This is a genomic window from uncultured Campylobacter sp., assembly GCF_937997465.1.
Taxonomy (GTDB): Bacteria; Campylobacterota; Campylobacteria; order Campylobacterales; family Campylobacteraceae; genus Campylobacter_A.
Map to the genome: position 1 here is coordinate 1 of NZ_CALKTQ010000239.1, position 15,803 is coordinate 15,803.

At 47.1% G+C, this 15,803-nt stretch carries 15 protein-coding genes; all 15 read left to right on the plus strand.

Going from position 1 to position 15,803, the window contains the following annotated elements:
- On the plus strand, positions 1–301 hold a 301-nt coding region (locus Q0546_RS07965; protein ID WP_298792002.1), incomplete at its 5' end, for a UDP-glucose/GDP-mannose dehydrogenase family protein.
- A complete protein-coding gene (locus tag Q0546_RS07970; protein WP_298792004.1) occupies positions 298–741 on the plus strand; it encodes an ecotin family protein in 444 nt (147 codons plus the stop codon). The genes Q0546_RS07965 and Q0546_RS07970, both read left to right, overlap by 4 nt.
- Positions 738–1,970, plus strand: coding sequence for a Vi polysaccharide biosynthesis UDP-N-acetylglucosamine C-6 dehydrogenase TviB (gene tviB, locus Q0546_RS07975; protein WP_298792006.1), 1,233 nt, complete (start codon positions 738–740; stop codon positions 1,968–1,970). Before Q0546_RS07970 ends, tviB begins: the two co-directional genes overlap by 4 nt.
- Positions 1,970–3,484, plus strand: a complete 1,515-nt coding sequence (locus tag Q0546_RS07980) for an MATE family efflux transporter (protein ID WP_298792007.1) — start codon at positions 1,970–1,972, stop codon at positions 3,482–3,484. The genes tviB and Q0546_RS07980 overlap by 1 nt, the downstream gene beginning before the upstream one ends.
- Entirely contained in the window at positions 3,481–4,236 is a 756-nt protein-coding gene (locus Q0546_RS07985) for a glycosyltransferase family 25 protein (protein WP_298792009.1), read from the plus strand. Before Q0546_RS07980 ends, Q0546_RS07985 begins: the two co-directional genes overlap by 4 nt.
- A gap of 93 nt (positions 4,237–4,329) precedes the next feature.
- Positions 4,330–5,394, plus strand: a complete 1,065-nt coding sequence (locus Q0546_RS07990) for a glycosyltransferase (RefSeq protein ID WP_298792011.1) — start codon at positions 4,330–4,332, stop codon at positions 5,392–5,394.
- Position 5,395: 1 nt separating this feature from the next.
- On the plus strand, positions 5,396–6,379 hold the full coding sequence (locus Q0546_RS07995; protein ID WP_298792013.1) for a glycosyltransferase family 2 protein: 984 nt from the start codon (positions 5,396–5,398) through the stop codon (positions 6,377–6,379).
- Positions 6,376–7,503 (plus strand): glycosyltransferase, encoded by a 1,128-nt coding sequence (locus Q0546_RS08000; RefSeq protein WP_298792015.1) that lies wholly within the window; start codon positions 6,376–6,378, stop codon positions 7,501–7,503. Before Q0546_RS07995 ends, Q0546_RS08000 begins: the two co-directional genes overlap by 4 nt.
- A complete protein-coding gene (locus Q0546_RS08005) occupies positions 7,493–9,853 on the plus strand; it encodes an STT3 domain-containing protein (RefSeq protein WP_298792017.1) in 2,361 nt (786 codons plus the stop codon). Before Q0546_RS08000 ends, Q0546_RS08005 begins: the two co-directional genes overlap by 11 nt.
- 30 nt (positions 9,854–9,883) lie before the next feature.
- Complete coding sequence (pglA, locus tag Q0546_RS08010; protein WP_298792019.1) at positions 9,884–11,011, plus strand: N,N'-diacetylbacillosaminyl-diphospho-undecaprenol alpha-1,3-N-acetylgalactosaminyltransferase; 1,128 nt, start codon at positions 9,884–9,886, stop codon at positions 11,009–11,011.
- Positions 11,004–11,609 carry an undecaprenyl phosphate N,N'-diacetylbacillosamine 1-phosphate transferase gene (pglC, locus tag Q0546_RS08015; RefSeq protein ID WP_298792021.1) on the plus strand — a complete coding sequence of 202 codons (606 nt, stop codon included), beginning with the start codon at positions 11,004–11,006 and terminating at the stop codon, positions 11,607–11,609. Before pglA ends, pglC begins: the two co-directional genes overlap by 8 nt.
- Positions 11,596–12,201 carry a UDP-N-acetylbacillosamine N-acetyltransferase gene (pglD, locus tag Q0546_RS08020; protein ID WP_298792023.1) on the plus strand — a complete coding sequence of 202 codons (606 nt, stop codon included), beginning with the start codon at positions 11,596–11,598 and terminating at the stop codon, positions 12,199–12,201. Before pglC ends, pglD begins: the two co-directional genes overlap by 14 nt.
- A 234-nt stretch (positions 12,202–12,435) precedes the next feature.
- The gene (pglE, locus tag Q0546_RS08025) at positions 12,436–13,524 is read left to right on the plus strand and encodes a UDP-N-acetylbacillosamine transaminase (protein WP_298792025.1); all 1,089 of its coding nucleotides are present in this window, start codon (positions 12,436–12,438) and stop codon (positions 13,522–13,524) included.
- A complete protein-coding gene (gene pglF, locus Q0546_RS08030) occupies positions 13,525–15,303 on the plus strand; it encodes a UDP-N-acetylglucosamine 4,6-dehydratase (configuration-retaining) (protein WP_298792028.1) in 1,779 nt (592 codons plus the stop codon).
- Positions 15,304–15,305: 2 nt separating this feature from the next.
- Positions 15,306–15,803: PDC sensor domain-containing protein (locus Q0546_RS08035; RefSeq protein ID WP_298792030.1), on the plus strand; the 498-nt coding region annotated here is incomplete at its 3' end.

A 15,803-nucleotide genomic window follows, 5' to 3' on the forward strand; every position in this document is an offset into this window, starting at 1 on the left:
CATAAAAGCGCTAGAAAACGCGGGCGCAAACGTAGTCGCCTACGATCCAAAAGCCGTAAACGAAGCCAAAAAATATCTACCTAACTCAAATTTAAAATTTGCTCCAAACAAATACGACGCGCTAAACGGCGCCGACGCGCTCGCGCTGGTTACCGAGTGGAGCGAGTTTAGGTCGCCTGATTTTATGGAGATGAAACAGCGGCTAAAAAATGCCGTGATCTTTGACGGGCGCAATCAATACGACGCGAAAAATCTGTCAAATTTGGGCTTTAAGTATTTTCAAATCGGAGTAAAAGCATGAGGAAAATTTTACTTTTTATCGCGGCTTGCGCGCTGCCGTTTGCGCTTTTGGCGGGCGAAAACGCGGCGAAAACCGAGGAAAATATTTTCGAGCTACCTATTTCAAAGATGCCGCCTGATTATTTTAAATACGAAGTCGCGTTTTTTAAAGATATGCAAATCAACTGCAACTTTGCCTTTTTACTCGGCGGAAAACTCGAGGAAAAAGAGGACGCGCGCGGGATTTATTATGAATTTAGCGGCGGTGACGAGCTAGCGCAAACGATGATGCTCTGCAAGGACGGAAAGAAAAAGAGGCGGGTTTATTACGAATTCACTCAAATTTTACCTGGCGTTAGCCCCGTTAAAATCATAACTCCGCAAGGAGTAGGCGCGGAAATAAGAATGTATGAACGCGTAAAAACGATAGAACCAAAAAAATTAAAAAGGAAAAATAAATGAAAATAGCCGTTATTGGACTAGGATACGTTGGGCTGCCTTTGGCGGCTGCATTTAGCGAGAAATACGAAGTCACGGGCTTTGACGTCAATGCCGCCCGCATAGAGGAGCTCAAAAGCGGGTATGACCGCACGCTGGAGCTTAGCGCCGAGCAGATGAAAAAAGCGATAGAGAACGGCATGAAATTTAGCCTAAATTTGGACGATATAAAGGATTGCAATTTCTTTATCGTTACCGTCCCGACGCCGATAGATAAAAACAAACGTCCCGATCTAACGCCAGTGGTAAAAGCCACGCAAAGCGTCGCAAAGGTGCTAAAAAAGGGCGATATAGTCGTGTATGAAAGCACGGTGTATCCTGGCGTCACGGAGGAGATTTGCGTGCCGCTGCTTGAGCAAAGCGGGCTTAAATTTAACGAGGACTTTTTCTGCGGATACTCGCCTGAGCGCATAAACCCGGGCGATAAAGAGCACACCGTAACTAAAATCAAAAAAATCACTAGCGGCTCGACGCCCGAGGTAGCCGACAAGGTCGATGAGGTCTACCGCTCGATCATAACGGTGGGCACGCATAAAGCGCCTACTATCAAGGTTGCTGAGGCCGCCAAAGTCATCGAAAACACGCAGCGCGATATCAACATCGCCTTTATGAACGAGCTTGCTATGATATTTAACAAGATGAACATCGACACGAACGCCGTTTTGCAGGCTGCGGGCACGAAGTGGAATTTCTTAAATTTTCGCCCTGGGCTAGTAGGCGGCCACTGCATCGGCGTAGATCCATACTACCTCACGCACAAGGCGCAGGAGCTTGGCTTTCATCCGGAAATGATCCTAGCCGGACGCCGCATCAACGACAATATGGGCAAATACGCCGCAGATCAGGTCGTAAAACTGATGATAAAAAGGGGCGTTTTGATAAATTCGGCTCGCGTTTTGGTGCTTGGCCTTACGTTTAAAGAAAACTGCCCGGATATCCGTAACTCGCGCGTGATAGACGTGATCGAGGAGCTTAAGGATTTTGGTTGCCGCGTGGACGTCTACGATCCGTGGGCGGACGAGGCCGAGGTAAAGCGCGAATACGGTATCGTGCCGCTAAAAAGCTTTGACGAGGAGGACTACGACTGCGTCGTGATCGCCGTCGCTCACGATAAATTTAAAGGGTTAAAATTTAGCAAAGCTCTCGTTTACGATATCAAAAACGTTTACGAAAACGCCGACGCAAGGCTGTAATGCTCGTAAATTTGATCAGCTCCATCGTCGTTTTTATCGTCTCGATGGGGATAAATTTTTTCCTCACGCCTTACATTCTAAAAAGCCTAGGCAACGAAGCCTACGGCTTTGTCGGGCTATCTAACGCTATCGTGGCCTACGCTTTAGTCGTGACTGCTGCGATAAACTCCGTTAGCGGCCGCTTCGTCGCGTACGAGTGGCACAGAGGGGGCACGCGCGCGGCTAACGCCTACTACTCGTCGGTTCTAGTCGTAAATATCTTTTTTTGCGTTCTTATTTTGCTTGGCGCGGGTATTTTTATCTTAAATTTACAAAGCGTGCTAAACGTGAGCGACGCGCTGCTGGGCGACGTGCGGCTTACTTTTGCGTTTTATTTTATAAATTTTTGCGTCGGGCTTTTTAACGGCGTCATCAGCGTCTCGATGTTTATCAAAAACAAGCTCTACATCATCTCAGTTCGCAACGCCGCATCTAGCGCTATTTTGGCCGCTCTCATCGTAGCGCTTTTTTATTTTTTTAGACCAATGATCGCATATATCGCGATCTCCGCTCTAGTCGCGTCGCTCTTTGTTTTTTTTACGAGCGTTTGGGTTTCGCGCCGCATCACTCCCGAGCTTAAATTTAACCCGCACGAATTTGACTTTGCGCGGATAAAAGAGCTTTTGAAATCAGGCGTCTATAATAGCTTTAACGCCCTAAACCGCGTGCTTATGAGCGGTATGGATCTGTTTATCTGCAATATCTTTTTAAGCGGCAACGCGACGGGAATTTTAGCCGTTTCAAAGGCGGCTCCGATCATTTTGGAAAGCTTCGTGGCGCAGCTTAGCGCGATATTTGCACCAAAATTCGTCGAGCACTACTCCAAATCAAATTTGACCGCGCTTGTAGCGGAGGCTAAATTTTCGATGCGAGTTACGGCTTTTGTCATGAGCGTACCAGCGGCCATTTTTGTGGCTTTTGGACGCGAATTTTACACGCTTTGGCTACCGTTTAAAAGCGCGGATGAGATAAGCCTAATCTATAATCTTTCGATGATAACCCTGGTGCCGATTATATTTATTAGCTACGTTTTTTCGCTTTTTAATCTCGACAGTGCGACCAATAAACTAAAACGCCCCGCGATAGCAAACACTATTTTGGGTGCCGGCACGATTTTGGCTCAGATTGCCGTGCTTAAATTTACACCTTACGGTATTTACGGTATGGCGATCGTCGGCGCCGCACTTTATTCGGTGCGCATTTTGGGGTTTGACCTCATAAATGCCGCCTTAAATTTGAGCTTGCCGCTTACCACTTTTTATGGCGTTTATTTTAAAAATTTGGCCGTTTTTGTAGCTGTTTGCGGGCTGTTTTTTTGGCTGCGAAATTTCGTGCAGATTTCAAGCTGGAGCGAATTTGCCGCGTATTCGGCGGTTTTACTTGCGCTCGGTTACGCCGCGAGCTTATTTTTGATATTTGATAAAAGAGAGCAACTAATCGTGATAAATAAGATCAAATCGAAGTTTAAAAGATGAAAAATTTAGTATTCGTTATTTCGCTAAAAAGCGACGAGGCGCGCCGAGAAAAGCTAAAAGGGCGGTTTAAAAACTACGGCGAATTTAAGCTTGTCGAGGCGACCGACGGCAGGGCTATGAGCGCAAAGGAGTACTATGGCTACGCGCTAGCTAGCCTTGAGGCCTACGGCAGGCTGTTAAGCCCGTCCGAGGTCGGCTGCTCGCTCTCTCACATGCGCGCTTACGAGGAGTTTTTAAAAAGCGACGCCAAATTTGCTCTCATTTTAGAAGACGACGTTATCGGAGACGAGGACGGCGTGAAAAAGGCGTTTGAAACGGCTGCTAAGATGGACGAAGGCTCGGCGCTCATTTGCGGCGCGCAAGACGGGCTAGAGGGGCGATTTAGTGCATTTGGCAAAAAGCTGGAGGATGATTTTTGGCTGGTCTCAAAGCGCTCTTACGGCACGATCTACCGAGCGGCTGCTTACGTGCTTGATAGGCGCGCGGCGGAAAAGATCTTGCAAACGCACAAAAAGGCACTTTGCGTGGCTGATTTTTGGAGAATTTTGCTTTTGCAAAACGGCTTAAAGATGTATTTTAGCGATATCTTTGCTCATCCGACAGATCTAGCGGACTCAAATATCCAAGCCGAGCGGGTGCAAAGAGCGCAGGTAAAGGTCTCCCCGCTAGCTCGCCTAAACAGCTTAAAATATGTCGCCGCAACGCGCCTTGAAGCAGCAATTTTAGGCTATGAGCGGATATTTAAAAGATAAGAAACTAAGCGATTATAAAGCTCAAAATTTATAAAATCAATAATTTTGAAGATTTATTAAATTTTCGCGCACCGATTAAAATTTGGAGAGAGAATGAAGGTTTTATTTATAATTTCGACCCTGCAAGCAGGCGGCGCCGAGCGCGTTATGAGCTTGCTAGCGAGCTATTTTGCGAAATTTCACGACGTAACGCTTTTAAAATTTGACACCAAACCGCCGTTTTACGAGCTAGACGAGAGGATAAAGCTGATCGATTTGCCTTTCCCGATGGTGAAAAAAGGCTTTTTCGCAAATTTAATAAGGCGCGTGAAAAAGTTTTTTTATCAGCGAAATTTGATCAAAAACGGCGACTTCGACGTCGTTATCTCCTCGATGGACAGCACCAATATCAACGTGATTTTGTCGAATTTATTTATAAACAAGCCGCTTTTTATCAGCGAGCATTCAAGCGCCGATTTTTTCAAAGGGCGCGGCTGGCTGTTTTTGCGCCGCATGCTATATCCGTTAGCTAGCGGACTCACGGTACTTACGAAAGAGGACTACGAATACTATAGCTTCGTAAAAAATAAAACCGTGATGTACAATCCGATGTTTGAAGCTAAAAAACAGGGCTTGCCGAAGGAAAATATCATCCTTTTCGTCGGTCGCCTTATCTCGCTTAAGGGCTGCGACGTGTTTTTAAAGGCCATGAGCCTAGTCGATAAAGAGCTTTTAAAAGACTGGAAAATCGTGATAGCGGGCGCTGGCGAAGAGAGGCAAAGGCTAGAGCTTATCGCGCACGAGCAACTGCATCTAAACGCCGAATTTATCGGGCAAACGAGCGATGTAGCTTCGCTTTACGAAAGGTATAAAATTTTAGTCTCAAGCTCCAAAACCGAGGGCTTGCCGAATGTTTTAATCGAGAGCGTATTTTTTAACTGCGCTAGGGTGGCGACTGCTACAAGCGGCGCAAAAGAGCTTATTGAGGACGGAAAGGACGGATTTTTGGTACCGATAGACGACGTAAAAGCGCTCGGAAGTAAAATCGAACTCTTGATGCGCGACGAGGAGCTTAGGCAAGAGCTGGTAAAAAACGCCAACGAGCGCAAAAACGCCTTTAAAACCGATCAAATTTATCAAAAGTGGATGGATTTTATCACGCAAAATATAAAGAACTAAAATGCTAAAGGTAAGCATAATAATCCCAACTTACAACCGCAAAGAGCTTTTTGAAGCCGCCCTAAAAAGCGCACTAGCTCAAGACTACGAAAATAAAGAGATCATAATCAGCGACGATAACTCGAATGACGGTACGCGCGAGCTTGCGCAAAGTTACGTCGCTAAATTTGACAACGTAAAATACGTCTCAAACCAAACCTACGATCGCGGTCCAAACGGCAATAAAAATAACGGTTTTGACCACGCTAGCGGCAATGCTTTCGTGATTTTAGACGACGATGACCTGCTAATAGAAGGCGCTATAAGCAAGATGGCAGCCGTGCTGGAGCAGGGGTATGCTAGCGTCTGGGCGAATTGTTATTTTGAGATTGATGGCGAGCCGACGACGAAATTTTCGGGATTTGGACTAAATAAAAGCGGAGAAATCTCGCCGCAAGACTACTACGACGGCAAGATAACGGGCGAGTTTTTGATAATGTTTCGCCGTGATGCGATCGGGCAGAGGCGTTTTGAAAAGGGGCTTTACGGTAGCGAAAATACGCTTTGGATCTACCTTTTCGACCTTCCTGCTTACTATTTGCACGACGCCGTGCGCATTTACCGCTTTCACCGCAGCGACAGCGTCACGATAAACTCGTTTAAACGCCCGCTTTGCATAATGAAAGGTTACGCGATGACTGCGGAGCTCATTTTGCAAAAGATCGGCGATAAAAACGCTCAAGCTAGCGCAAACGGGGCAAATTCGGCCGAGCCTAAATTCCGCGTAAACGACGCTCACATCGCGATCCTATATAAAATGGCGGCATACTATGCGAAATTTGGCGGCGAATACAGAAAAATGTACAAGTATCTTTTTAAAAGCCTCAAATTTAAATTTACAAAAGAAGCGCTGGCGATGCTGATTTTAAGCCCGTTTCCAAAGTCTATGATTTTGTTTTTAACTAAAATTCGCGTTTGGATATACAAAAAAACGCACGGCGAATGAAAAAATTAGCCGTTTTTCTCTACTCGATGGGGCCGGGCGGCGCGGAGCGCGTGGTCTCAAATTTACTCCCCGCTCTGTGCGAAAAATACGAAGTTCATCTCGTTTTAATGAGCGAGGTCGTAGTCTACGAGATACCAAGCGCAGTTAAAATTCACTTTCTCGAGCGCTCGGACCCCTATGAAAGCGGCGTAAAAAAGCTTTTTCGCCTTGCTTTTGCGCTACCCTCTTTAGCTCTAAAATACAAAAAACTTTGCGAAATTTTGGGTATCGATGCACATTTTGTTTTGATGAACCGCCCTTGCTACGCGGCTTTAGCGGCTAAAATTTTAGGCCTAAAAGGACGGATGGTGATAAGCGAGCGCAGCTGTCCGTCGGTCATCTATAAAAGCGGGCTTAGCGGCCTTGCTAATAGAATTTTAGTTAAGGCGCTCTATCCTAGAGCCGATCTTATACTTGCTAACGCACAGGGAAATGCCGATGATCTAGTGAGAAATTTCGGCTGCGAAGCCGCAAAAACTAAGGTGCTATATAACGCGGTCGATTTGGCGGCGATAACAACTCTTGCCGATGAGCCGCTAGAGGATAAATTTAAGCCCTTTTTTCTAAACATCGGGCGGCTTGATAGCGGTAAAAATCAAGCCATGCTAATAAAAATAATCGCAAATTTAAACGATGAGCGTGCGACTCTTGGAATTTTAGGCAAGGGGCCTTTGCAAGGCGAGCTTCAAAATTTGATCGACGAGCTTGGCGTAAGCTCGCGCGTAAAGCTACTAGGCACGGACAAAAATCCGTTTAAATTTATCAAAAACTCCGAGTGTTTCCTTTGCGCTTCGCGGTTTGAGGGCTTTTCAAACGTGCTTTTGGAGGCGCTTGCTTGCGAGAGATTTATCATCTCTACCGATCACAAAAGCGGCGCTAGAGAGCTTCTTGGCGACGATGAGTACGGCATTTTAACTCCCGTTGATGACGAAAAAGCGATGGAGGCGGCGATGAGGCGAGCGCTTGAGGATGAAAATTTGAGGCAAGATTATGAAAAAAGAGCTTATGGCCGCGTAGCAAAATTTGATAAAAACGCCGTCGCGGCGCAGCTCATAGGATATTTAGAGGGTGAAAATGGCGAGTAAAATTTCGGGACTCTTAGATAAATTTAAATTTTCAAAACAGACTTTCTTTTTGATGCTTGCGGCGTTTATTTTTAGCGTGGTTTGCAGGCTGTACTGGGTGTACTGGGCGGGCGAATATCAGCACTTTTTCTGGAACGATCAGCTTATGATCAGCACGAACGACGGCTACGCCTTTGCCGAGGGCGCGCGCGACATGATAGCGGGCTTTCATCAGCCAAACGACCTTAGCTACTACGGCCGTTCGATGCCCACACTTACGTATTTTTTGTATCAAATTTTGCCTTTTAGCTTCGAGAGTATTTTGCTTTATATGAGCGTATTTTTTAGCTCTCTTATCGTTATTCCAGTGATTTTGATAGCCAAAGAGTACGAGATGCCTGGCATGGGCTTTGCGGCGGCCTTGCTAGCTAGTATCGCAAACAGCTACTACAACCGCACGATGGCCGGCTACTACGACACCGACATGCTCACGATCGTTCTGCCCGCGTTTAGCGTCTGGGTGATGATACGCCTCGCGCAGAAAAAGAACGTAAACGATCTCATTTTTATCCCGATTTTTATCCTGATAAACGACTGGTGGTATCCGAGCTCTTACTCGCTAAATTTTGCCATGCTGGGCGCATTTTTGCTCTATACTTTGATTTTTGATAGAAAAAACGCGCTAAATTACGAGGCGGCTATTTTGATGATAGTTGCACTTACGTATATCGATTTTTACGCTAAAAGCGCGCTTGTCGTCGCGCTTTATCTAGCGATGAGATTTCGTCCGCAGATCTGGGACAGGCGCGTAGTAGCCGCGTGCCTAGCTCTGGCCGTAGGTTTGCTTGGCTTTAGCGGTGGGCTAAATCAAATTTTATTTCAGCTTAAATTTTACATATTTCGCGGGGTTTCTGAGAGTAGCGAGCCGGTTTTTCATTTTTATAACGTAAATAAAACGATAATGGAAATGAGTGATTATTCGTTTGAGTTCGAGTCGATAAACGCTTTTGCTAAGCGTATCAGCGGGCATATCGTCACATTTGCCTTGTCGCTCGTTGGAGTCGCGGCGCTGTGCGTTAAATTTCGCTCCTTTTTGCTCGCGCTTCCGATGCTGCTACTTGGGTTTTTGGCGCTAAAAGGCGGGCTTAGATTTACGATCTACTCCGTACCCGTGATGGCGATAGGATTTGGATATTTTGCGGCGCTTTGCGTGAGTTTTTTCAAAAAAGATAAAATTTTAGACAAATTTTGTACCGTTTGTTTAGCGGCGTTTTTTGCGTTTTTCTTTTTGTATTTTGATAAATATTACAGTCTTTTGCACGGCAAATCTCCTGTTTTTGCGCCAAATTTTGACGGTGAGGCGAGCTTTGGCGTATATCTAGCCACGTTTGCGGCGGCGACGCTTATTTGTGGGGCGGCTTATTTTATGGTCTCAGGCCTAAGCTCGCTCAAAAAACACGCGCTTTTAGAAAAAATTTGCATCTTTTGTATCGCTGCGATATCCTTGATGCCGTGCCTTGAGCACATTTACGGCTACAAAGTCGGCACCGTTTTTGCCAAAAGCGAGGTCGAGAGCCTAGATAAACTGCACAAAATCGCGGGGCGCGAAGACTACGTGCTGGCGTGGTGGGACTACGGCTATCCGATCCGCTACTACGCAGACGTCAAGACCCTCATCGACGGCGGCAAGCACCTGGGCAGGGATAACTTCGCCGTGAGTTTCGCACTAGCTAGCAACCAGCGCATGTCGGCAAATATGGCGCGCCTAGAGGTTGAGTACACCGAGCGAAATTTCAGCGAGAGATTCGGGTTAAATTTGAACCAAATGATGAAAGACTACAACGCCACGAGCGTAAATTCGTTTTTGTATTCGCTAAATAGCAAGGATTTCCGTCCGCCGCAAAAAACGCGCGAGATTTATTATTATCTGCCTGACTCCATGATCGATATCTTTAGCGCCGTTTTGCGCTTTTCAAACCTCGATCTAAACAGCGGCGAGGAGTATGGAGCGATATTTTATCCGGGCAAACCTTACTCGGTGGACGGCGATACGATAAATATCGGCGGAGGGTTTAGCGTATCTGGCGACGCGTCAAAAGTCTATATCGGCGAGCGCGAAATATCCGTAAATACGTACTTTGAAACAAGCTACGACGAAAAGGATAAGCTGGTCGTCAAAAAGCACGAGATGGACGCGGACGGTAAAATTTATCTCATTTTTATGAAGGATTACAGGCGGTTTTTGGTGCTTGACGAAGCGGTGCTAAACTCGGCCTATATACAGCTTTTCGTGCTCGAAAACTACGACAAAGATCTCTTTGAGCCGGTCGTTTTAAACGGCGCGGTTAAAATTTATAGGTTGCTAAGATGAGGGCGCAAAATTTAAAGGATATTTTTTAAAATGGCTAAATTTGGATTTTTGAGTCACGCCGATATGAGCATTTACTTTTTCCGCGCGCCGATCATGCGCGAGCTAAAGCGGCTCGGGCATGAGGTGTTTGCTATCGCGCCAAAGGGCGACTACACGGATAGGCTAAAAAGCGAGTTTAACTGCGTGACGTACGAGCTTGACCGCGCGAGCTTAAATCCTCTAACCGTGCTTGAAAACTCAAAAAAGCTCGCCGAGATTTTACGCGGGTTAAATTTGGATCTGCTGCAAACCTCGGCGCACAAGTCAAACGTATTTGGCACCTTTGCGGCTAAAAAAGTGGGCATAAAGCGCGTGATAAATTTGGTCGAGGGGCTTGGCAGCTTTTATATCGATAACGACTTAAAAACCCGTCTAGTACGTGCTGCGATCGAGACGCTTTATAAAAAAGCGCTAAATATGAGCGACGGCTGCGTGTTCGTAAACGAGGCCGATCCGGCGTATTTTTTGAGCCGCGGTTTGATAGCCGAGGAGAAAATTTTTAAGATAAAAAGTGTGGGCGTGGATACACTCAAATTTGACGAAAACAGCGTGTCGGCCGCAAATTTGGGCGAGGATCTGCGCGGCAAAAAGATAGTGCTGATGATAGCGCGCGCGATGTGGCACAAGGGCGTGCGAGAGTTTTACGAGGCGGCAGAGCTTTTGCGCGGGCGCGAGGACTGCGCGTTTGTATTTGCGGGCGAAGGATTTGAAGGGAACAAAAGCACGGCAGACGTGAAGTTTTTAAAGGGCGGCGCCGTGCGGTATCTGGGCGCTAGAGACGACGTGCCAGAGCTTTTAAAGACTAGCTATCTGCTTGCGCTTCCAAGCTACAAAGAGGGCTTTCCGCGCACGGTTTTAGAGGCGATGAGTATGGGTAGGCCAGTCGTAGCTAGCGATGTGGCAGGATGTAACGAGGCCGTGACGAATGGCTTTAACGGCCTGCTTTGCGAGGTAAAAAGCTCCGCCGACCTAGCCGCAAAGATAGAAATTTTACTAAACGACGAAAATTTGGCCTCGCAAATGGGCCGAAACGGACGGGAGCTCGCCCTGCGCGAGTTTGACGAGCGAGCGGTCGCGCGAAAATATATAGAAATTTATAGGAAATTTATCGATGTATAGAGCGTTTTTTAAGAGATTACTGGATATTTGCGGTGCGATTTTTTTAATCGTACTGACGCTGCCGATTATGGCGGTTGTTGCAGTTTTGATATATTTTAAGGTTAGCAAGGGCGTCATTTTTACGCAGGCGCGCCCGGGTTTGCACGCTAAAATTTTTAAAATTTACAAATTTAAAACGATGAGCGACGAGCGCGGTGCGGACGGCGAACTGCTGCCCGACGAGCTGCGCCTAAGCGGCGTCGGCAAGACCATCCGAAGCCTGAGCCTTGATGAGTTGCCGCAGCTTTTTAACGTGCTAAAAGGCGATATGAGCTTCATCGGGCCGCGTCCGCTTTTGGTTGAGTACCTGCCTCTTTACGACGCCGAGCAGGCAACCCGCCATGACGTGAGACCGGGTATCACGGGACTAGCGCAGGTAAACGGCCGCAACGCGATCAGCTGGGCGGAGAAGTTTAAATTTGACGCGAGATACGTCCGCGAGCTTAGCTTTACGCTGGACGTGAAAATCGCGATTTTAACGGTGCAAAAGGTGTTAAAACGAAGCGGTGTAAGTAAAGAAGGCATGGCCACGACGGAGAAATTTAATGGCCGCAACTAAAATTTACGTTTACGGCTTTAGCGGACACGGAGCCGTCGTCGCGGACGTAGCAAGAGCCTGCGGATACGGCGAGGTCGTGTTTTTAGACGATGCCAAATTTGACGGCAAAAACGTGCTCAAATTTGACCCGAGCTTAGAAAAAGCGGACGTGATCGTAGCTATCGGAGATAATAAAATCAGGCGCATCCTGCAAGAAAGAGTAAAAAACGCGGGCTTTGTCATAGTAAATTTGATCCATCCAAGCGCGGTAGTAAGCGCTAGCGCGCAAATAGGCGAGGGCGCGGTCGTGATGCCAAATGCCGTCATAAACGCGCGCGCTGTAATAGGCGAGGGTGCGATAATAAACACTGGCGCGATCATCGAGCATGACTGCGAGATCGGCGATTTTGCCCACGTTAGCCCAAACGCGGCGTTAGCGGGCGGCGTGATCGTTGGTGCAAATACCCACGTAGGCATAGGATCTTGCGCAGTGCAGTGCATAAAAATCGGTGCAAACTGTATCATCGGAGCGGGCAGCGTCGTAGTACGAGATATCGCAGACGGTAGCGTCGCCTACGGTAATCCCGCTAAAGTTAGGCGAAATTTGAGCTAAATTTGAGAGCCAAAATATCGCTCGTCAAATTTACGTCCGTAGCGACAAAAGTCGGCACAGGCAAAATATATAAATATCATTTGCTGCGTCAAATTTGCAGTTCCAAAATACATTTTGACGCAAAATTTAACAAAATCCCCATTTTCTACGGCCTAAAAGCAAATTTAAACGAGTTTTTATAAAAATATTTAGATTTTAAGTGCTACAATGCGTAAATTTATTTAAGGAATAATAATGCAAAGAATTTTCCTAAGTCCGCCGCACATGAGCGGCAAAGAGCAAGAGTACATAAACGAGGTCTTTAAGAGCAACTACATCGCGCCGCTTGGCGAATACGTGAATAAATTTGAAGCAAGCGTCTCAAGCTACGCGGGCGCGCCCGATGCGCTGGCGCTAAATTCCGGCACGTCGGCGATCCACTTGGCGCTAAGAGTGCTAGGTATCGGCGCGGGAGACGTGGTGTTAGCCTCTACGTTTACCTTTATGGCGTCCGTCAGCCCGATACTTTATCAAGGCGCGACGCCCGTTTTTGTCGATAGCGACGAAAGCTGGAATCTAAGCCCCGAGCTGCTAAAAAAGGCGATCGCAAACTCGCCTAAAAAGCCAAAAGCGCTCGTCGTCACGCACCTTTACGGTCAGGCGGCAAAGATGAAAGAGATCTGCGAGATATGCGAACAAGAAAACATCGCCGTGGTCGAGGACGCGGCCGAGGCGCTGGGCGGCTTTTATAACGGCAAGGCGCTGGGTACGTTCGGACGACTGGGCGCATATAGCTTTAACGGCAACAAAATCATCACCACAAGCGGCGGCGGCATGCTAGTGGGCGAAAGAGAGCTCGTCGAGAAGGCGAGATTTTACAGCACGCAAGCTAGGGAGCCCTTTTTGCACTACGAGCACAAAGACTACGGCTACAACTACCGCCTAAGCAACGTCCTTGGCGCGATAGGAACGGCGCAGATGGAGGTGCTCGAGCAGCGCGTTATAAAAAAACGAGAAATTTTTGAAAAATATCAAAAAGAGCTTCCTGAGCTTGAGTTTATGCCAGAGATTGCAAATTCTCGCGGCAACCGTTGGCTAACGACCGCGCTATTTAAAGAAAAAGGTGCGCATCTGCGCGTGATATACGCACTAGCTAAAGAAAACATAGAAAGCCGTCCTCTTTGGAAGCCGATGCATATGCAGCCGGTGTTTGAAGGGGCGCTAGCGTTTACGGACGGGACTAGCGAGGAGATGTTTGCGCGCGGTATCTGCCTGCCTAGCGGCACGGCGATGGGGGACGAGGAGTTCGCGCGAGTGGTAAAAATCGTAAAGGAAAATTTATAAATGTTTAAAGCGACGAAGCTAAAGCGGCTTGCGTTTTTTCTAACCTTTGACATCGTGATATTTGCAGCGTCATTTTATCTAGCGTATTTGCTTAGATTTAGCGGCGTGTTGCCTGATTATTTTAAGGGCGGGCTGGTCGCGGGCTGCGTTACGATGGTGGTTTTAAAGCTATTTTTCATGTGGCTTTTTAAAATTTACAAGGTGCCGTGGAGATTTTTTGGACTAAACGAAGCGAGGAAAATTTTCCTCGTTCATCTTTGCGCGATAGTTTGCTTTTGGATCGTTTATTTTGCGATGCCCGCGGTTTTCAACCCGTTTCCGCGAAGCGTGGTTTTTATAGACTTTATCATCTCGTGCCTGCTAATCGGAAATTTAAGGATCGCCAAGCGTATGTTTTTGGACTTTTCTAAAAAGCCTCATACGGGCGAGCCATGCGTCGTTATCGGCGCTACGTCAAAGGCGCTACATGTTTTAAAAGGGCTTAGGCAGGGCTATATCGATCTATATGCGGTAGGCGTGGTAGACGGCAGGAGCGATCTAGTCGGTACTTACTGCGACGGATTTTTGGTGCAGCCAAAGAGCGAAATCGCAAATTTGATCAAAGAATATAACGCAAAAACCGCCATCATCGCGCTAGCTCTGGGTCAAGACGAGCTAGCGGAGCTTTTTGACGAGCTTACGGCTTACGGTATCCGCGATATCAAGATTTTTTCTATGTTTGGCACCGGTAAGGATGCGATCAAGGATATCTCGATCGAAGATCTGCTAGCTAGAAAGCCAAAAGACCTAGATAGCAGCGCGGTGGAGAAGTTTTTAGGCGGTAAGGTTGTTTTAGTTACGGGAGCAGGCGGTAGTATCGGTAGTGAAATTTGCAAGCAGTGCCTCAAATTTGGCGTTAGCAAGCTAATCATGATCGATCACAGCGAGTTTAATCTCTATAAAATCGGCGAGATAACTCACAGCGACAAAACCGTGAGCAAGATGATAAATATCGTAAACGAGGATGATCTGCGCGCGGTTTTTGAGGAGTTTAAACCGCAGATCGCTATCCATGCCGCAGCCTATAAGCACGTGCCGCTTTGCGAAGCAAACCCGAAAGCCGCAGTCGTAAATAACATAATCGGCACTAAAATTTTGATTGATTTGTCCATAGAATACGGCGTTAGCAAGGTCGTGATGATATCCTCCGATAAGGCTGTGCGCCCGACAAACATAATGGGTGCGACCAAGCGCGTGTGCGAGCTTTACGCGCTAAACTCAAATTTACCTGCTAAAACTGAGATCGTCGCGGTGCGCTTTGGCAACGTGCTAGGCTCAAGCGGTAGCGTAATACCGAAATTTAAAGAACAAATCGAAAACAATAAACCGCTAACCGTCACGCACCCTGATATCACGAGGTACTTTATGCTGGTTTCCGAGGCTTGTCAGCTCGTGCTTCAGGCTGCTTCGATCGCAAAAGGCGGCGAGCTTTTCGTGCTTGATATGGGCGAGCCAATAAAGATCGCCGATCTAGCCAAAAAGATGCTGATTTTATCAAACAAAGAGCACCTAGGCGTCGAATTCGTCGGCCTCCGCCCGGGAGAGAAGCTTTACGAGGAACTTTTAATAAACAAAGACGACGTAAAAACCGAGTTTCAGTCTATTTTCGTGACGCACTCGGGCGAATACGACCTAGCTAAACTAAACGAGCAAATTAAAAATTTAACGCACGCGGACGACGTCGCAGCGGGGCTAAAAGAGATCGTGCCCGAGTTTAATCACGCGCTAAATAAGGAATAAATTTGACGTTACAAGATATACAGAGGTTTTCGGAGTTAAGATACAAGGCTAGAGCCTATATATGCTATCTTTTTAGTAAAAATTTGCCAAACAGGCTGCCAGGAGTAAACGCCGAGTCAATAAAAAGCGGCTTTGATAAAATGGCGCACGAGATAGAGGATTTTGACGCTTTTTACGTGCTTGACGCAAACGGCGTGCAAATAGGCGACACCGTGAGCTTAAATGAAAAATACAAAGCCGGCGGCGGCGAAAACTGCAGCAATAAGTCTTATTATTACACCGCGGTGCGCGAGAAGCGCTGCGTGCTAAGCGACCCGTATCCGTCCTCGCTAACGGGCGAGCTGTGCGTGACGGCGTCCACACCGATATATGACGACAAAGGGGAGTTAAAATTCGTCGCTTGTATCGACGTTTCGCTAGAAAATATCCTAGCCATCATCTCCCACGGCAGATTAGAGAGCTACTTCGGCAAATTTCTAAAGGTCGTTTACGCCGCGTTT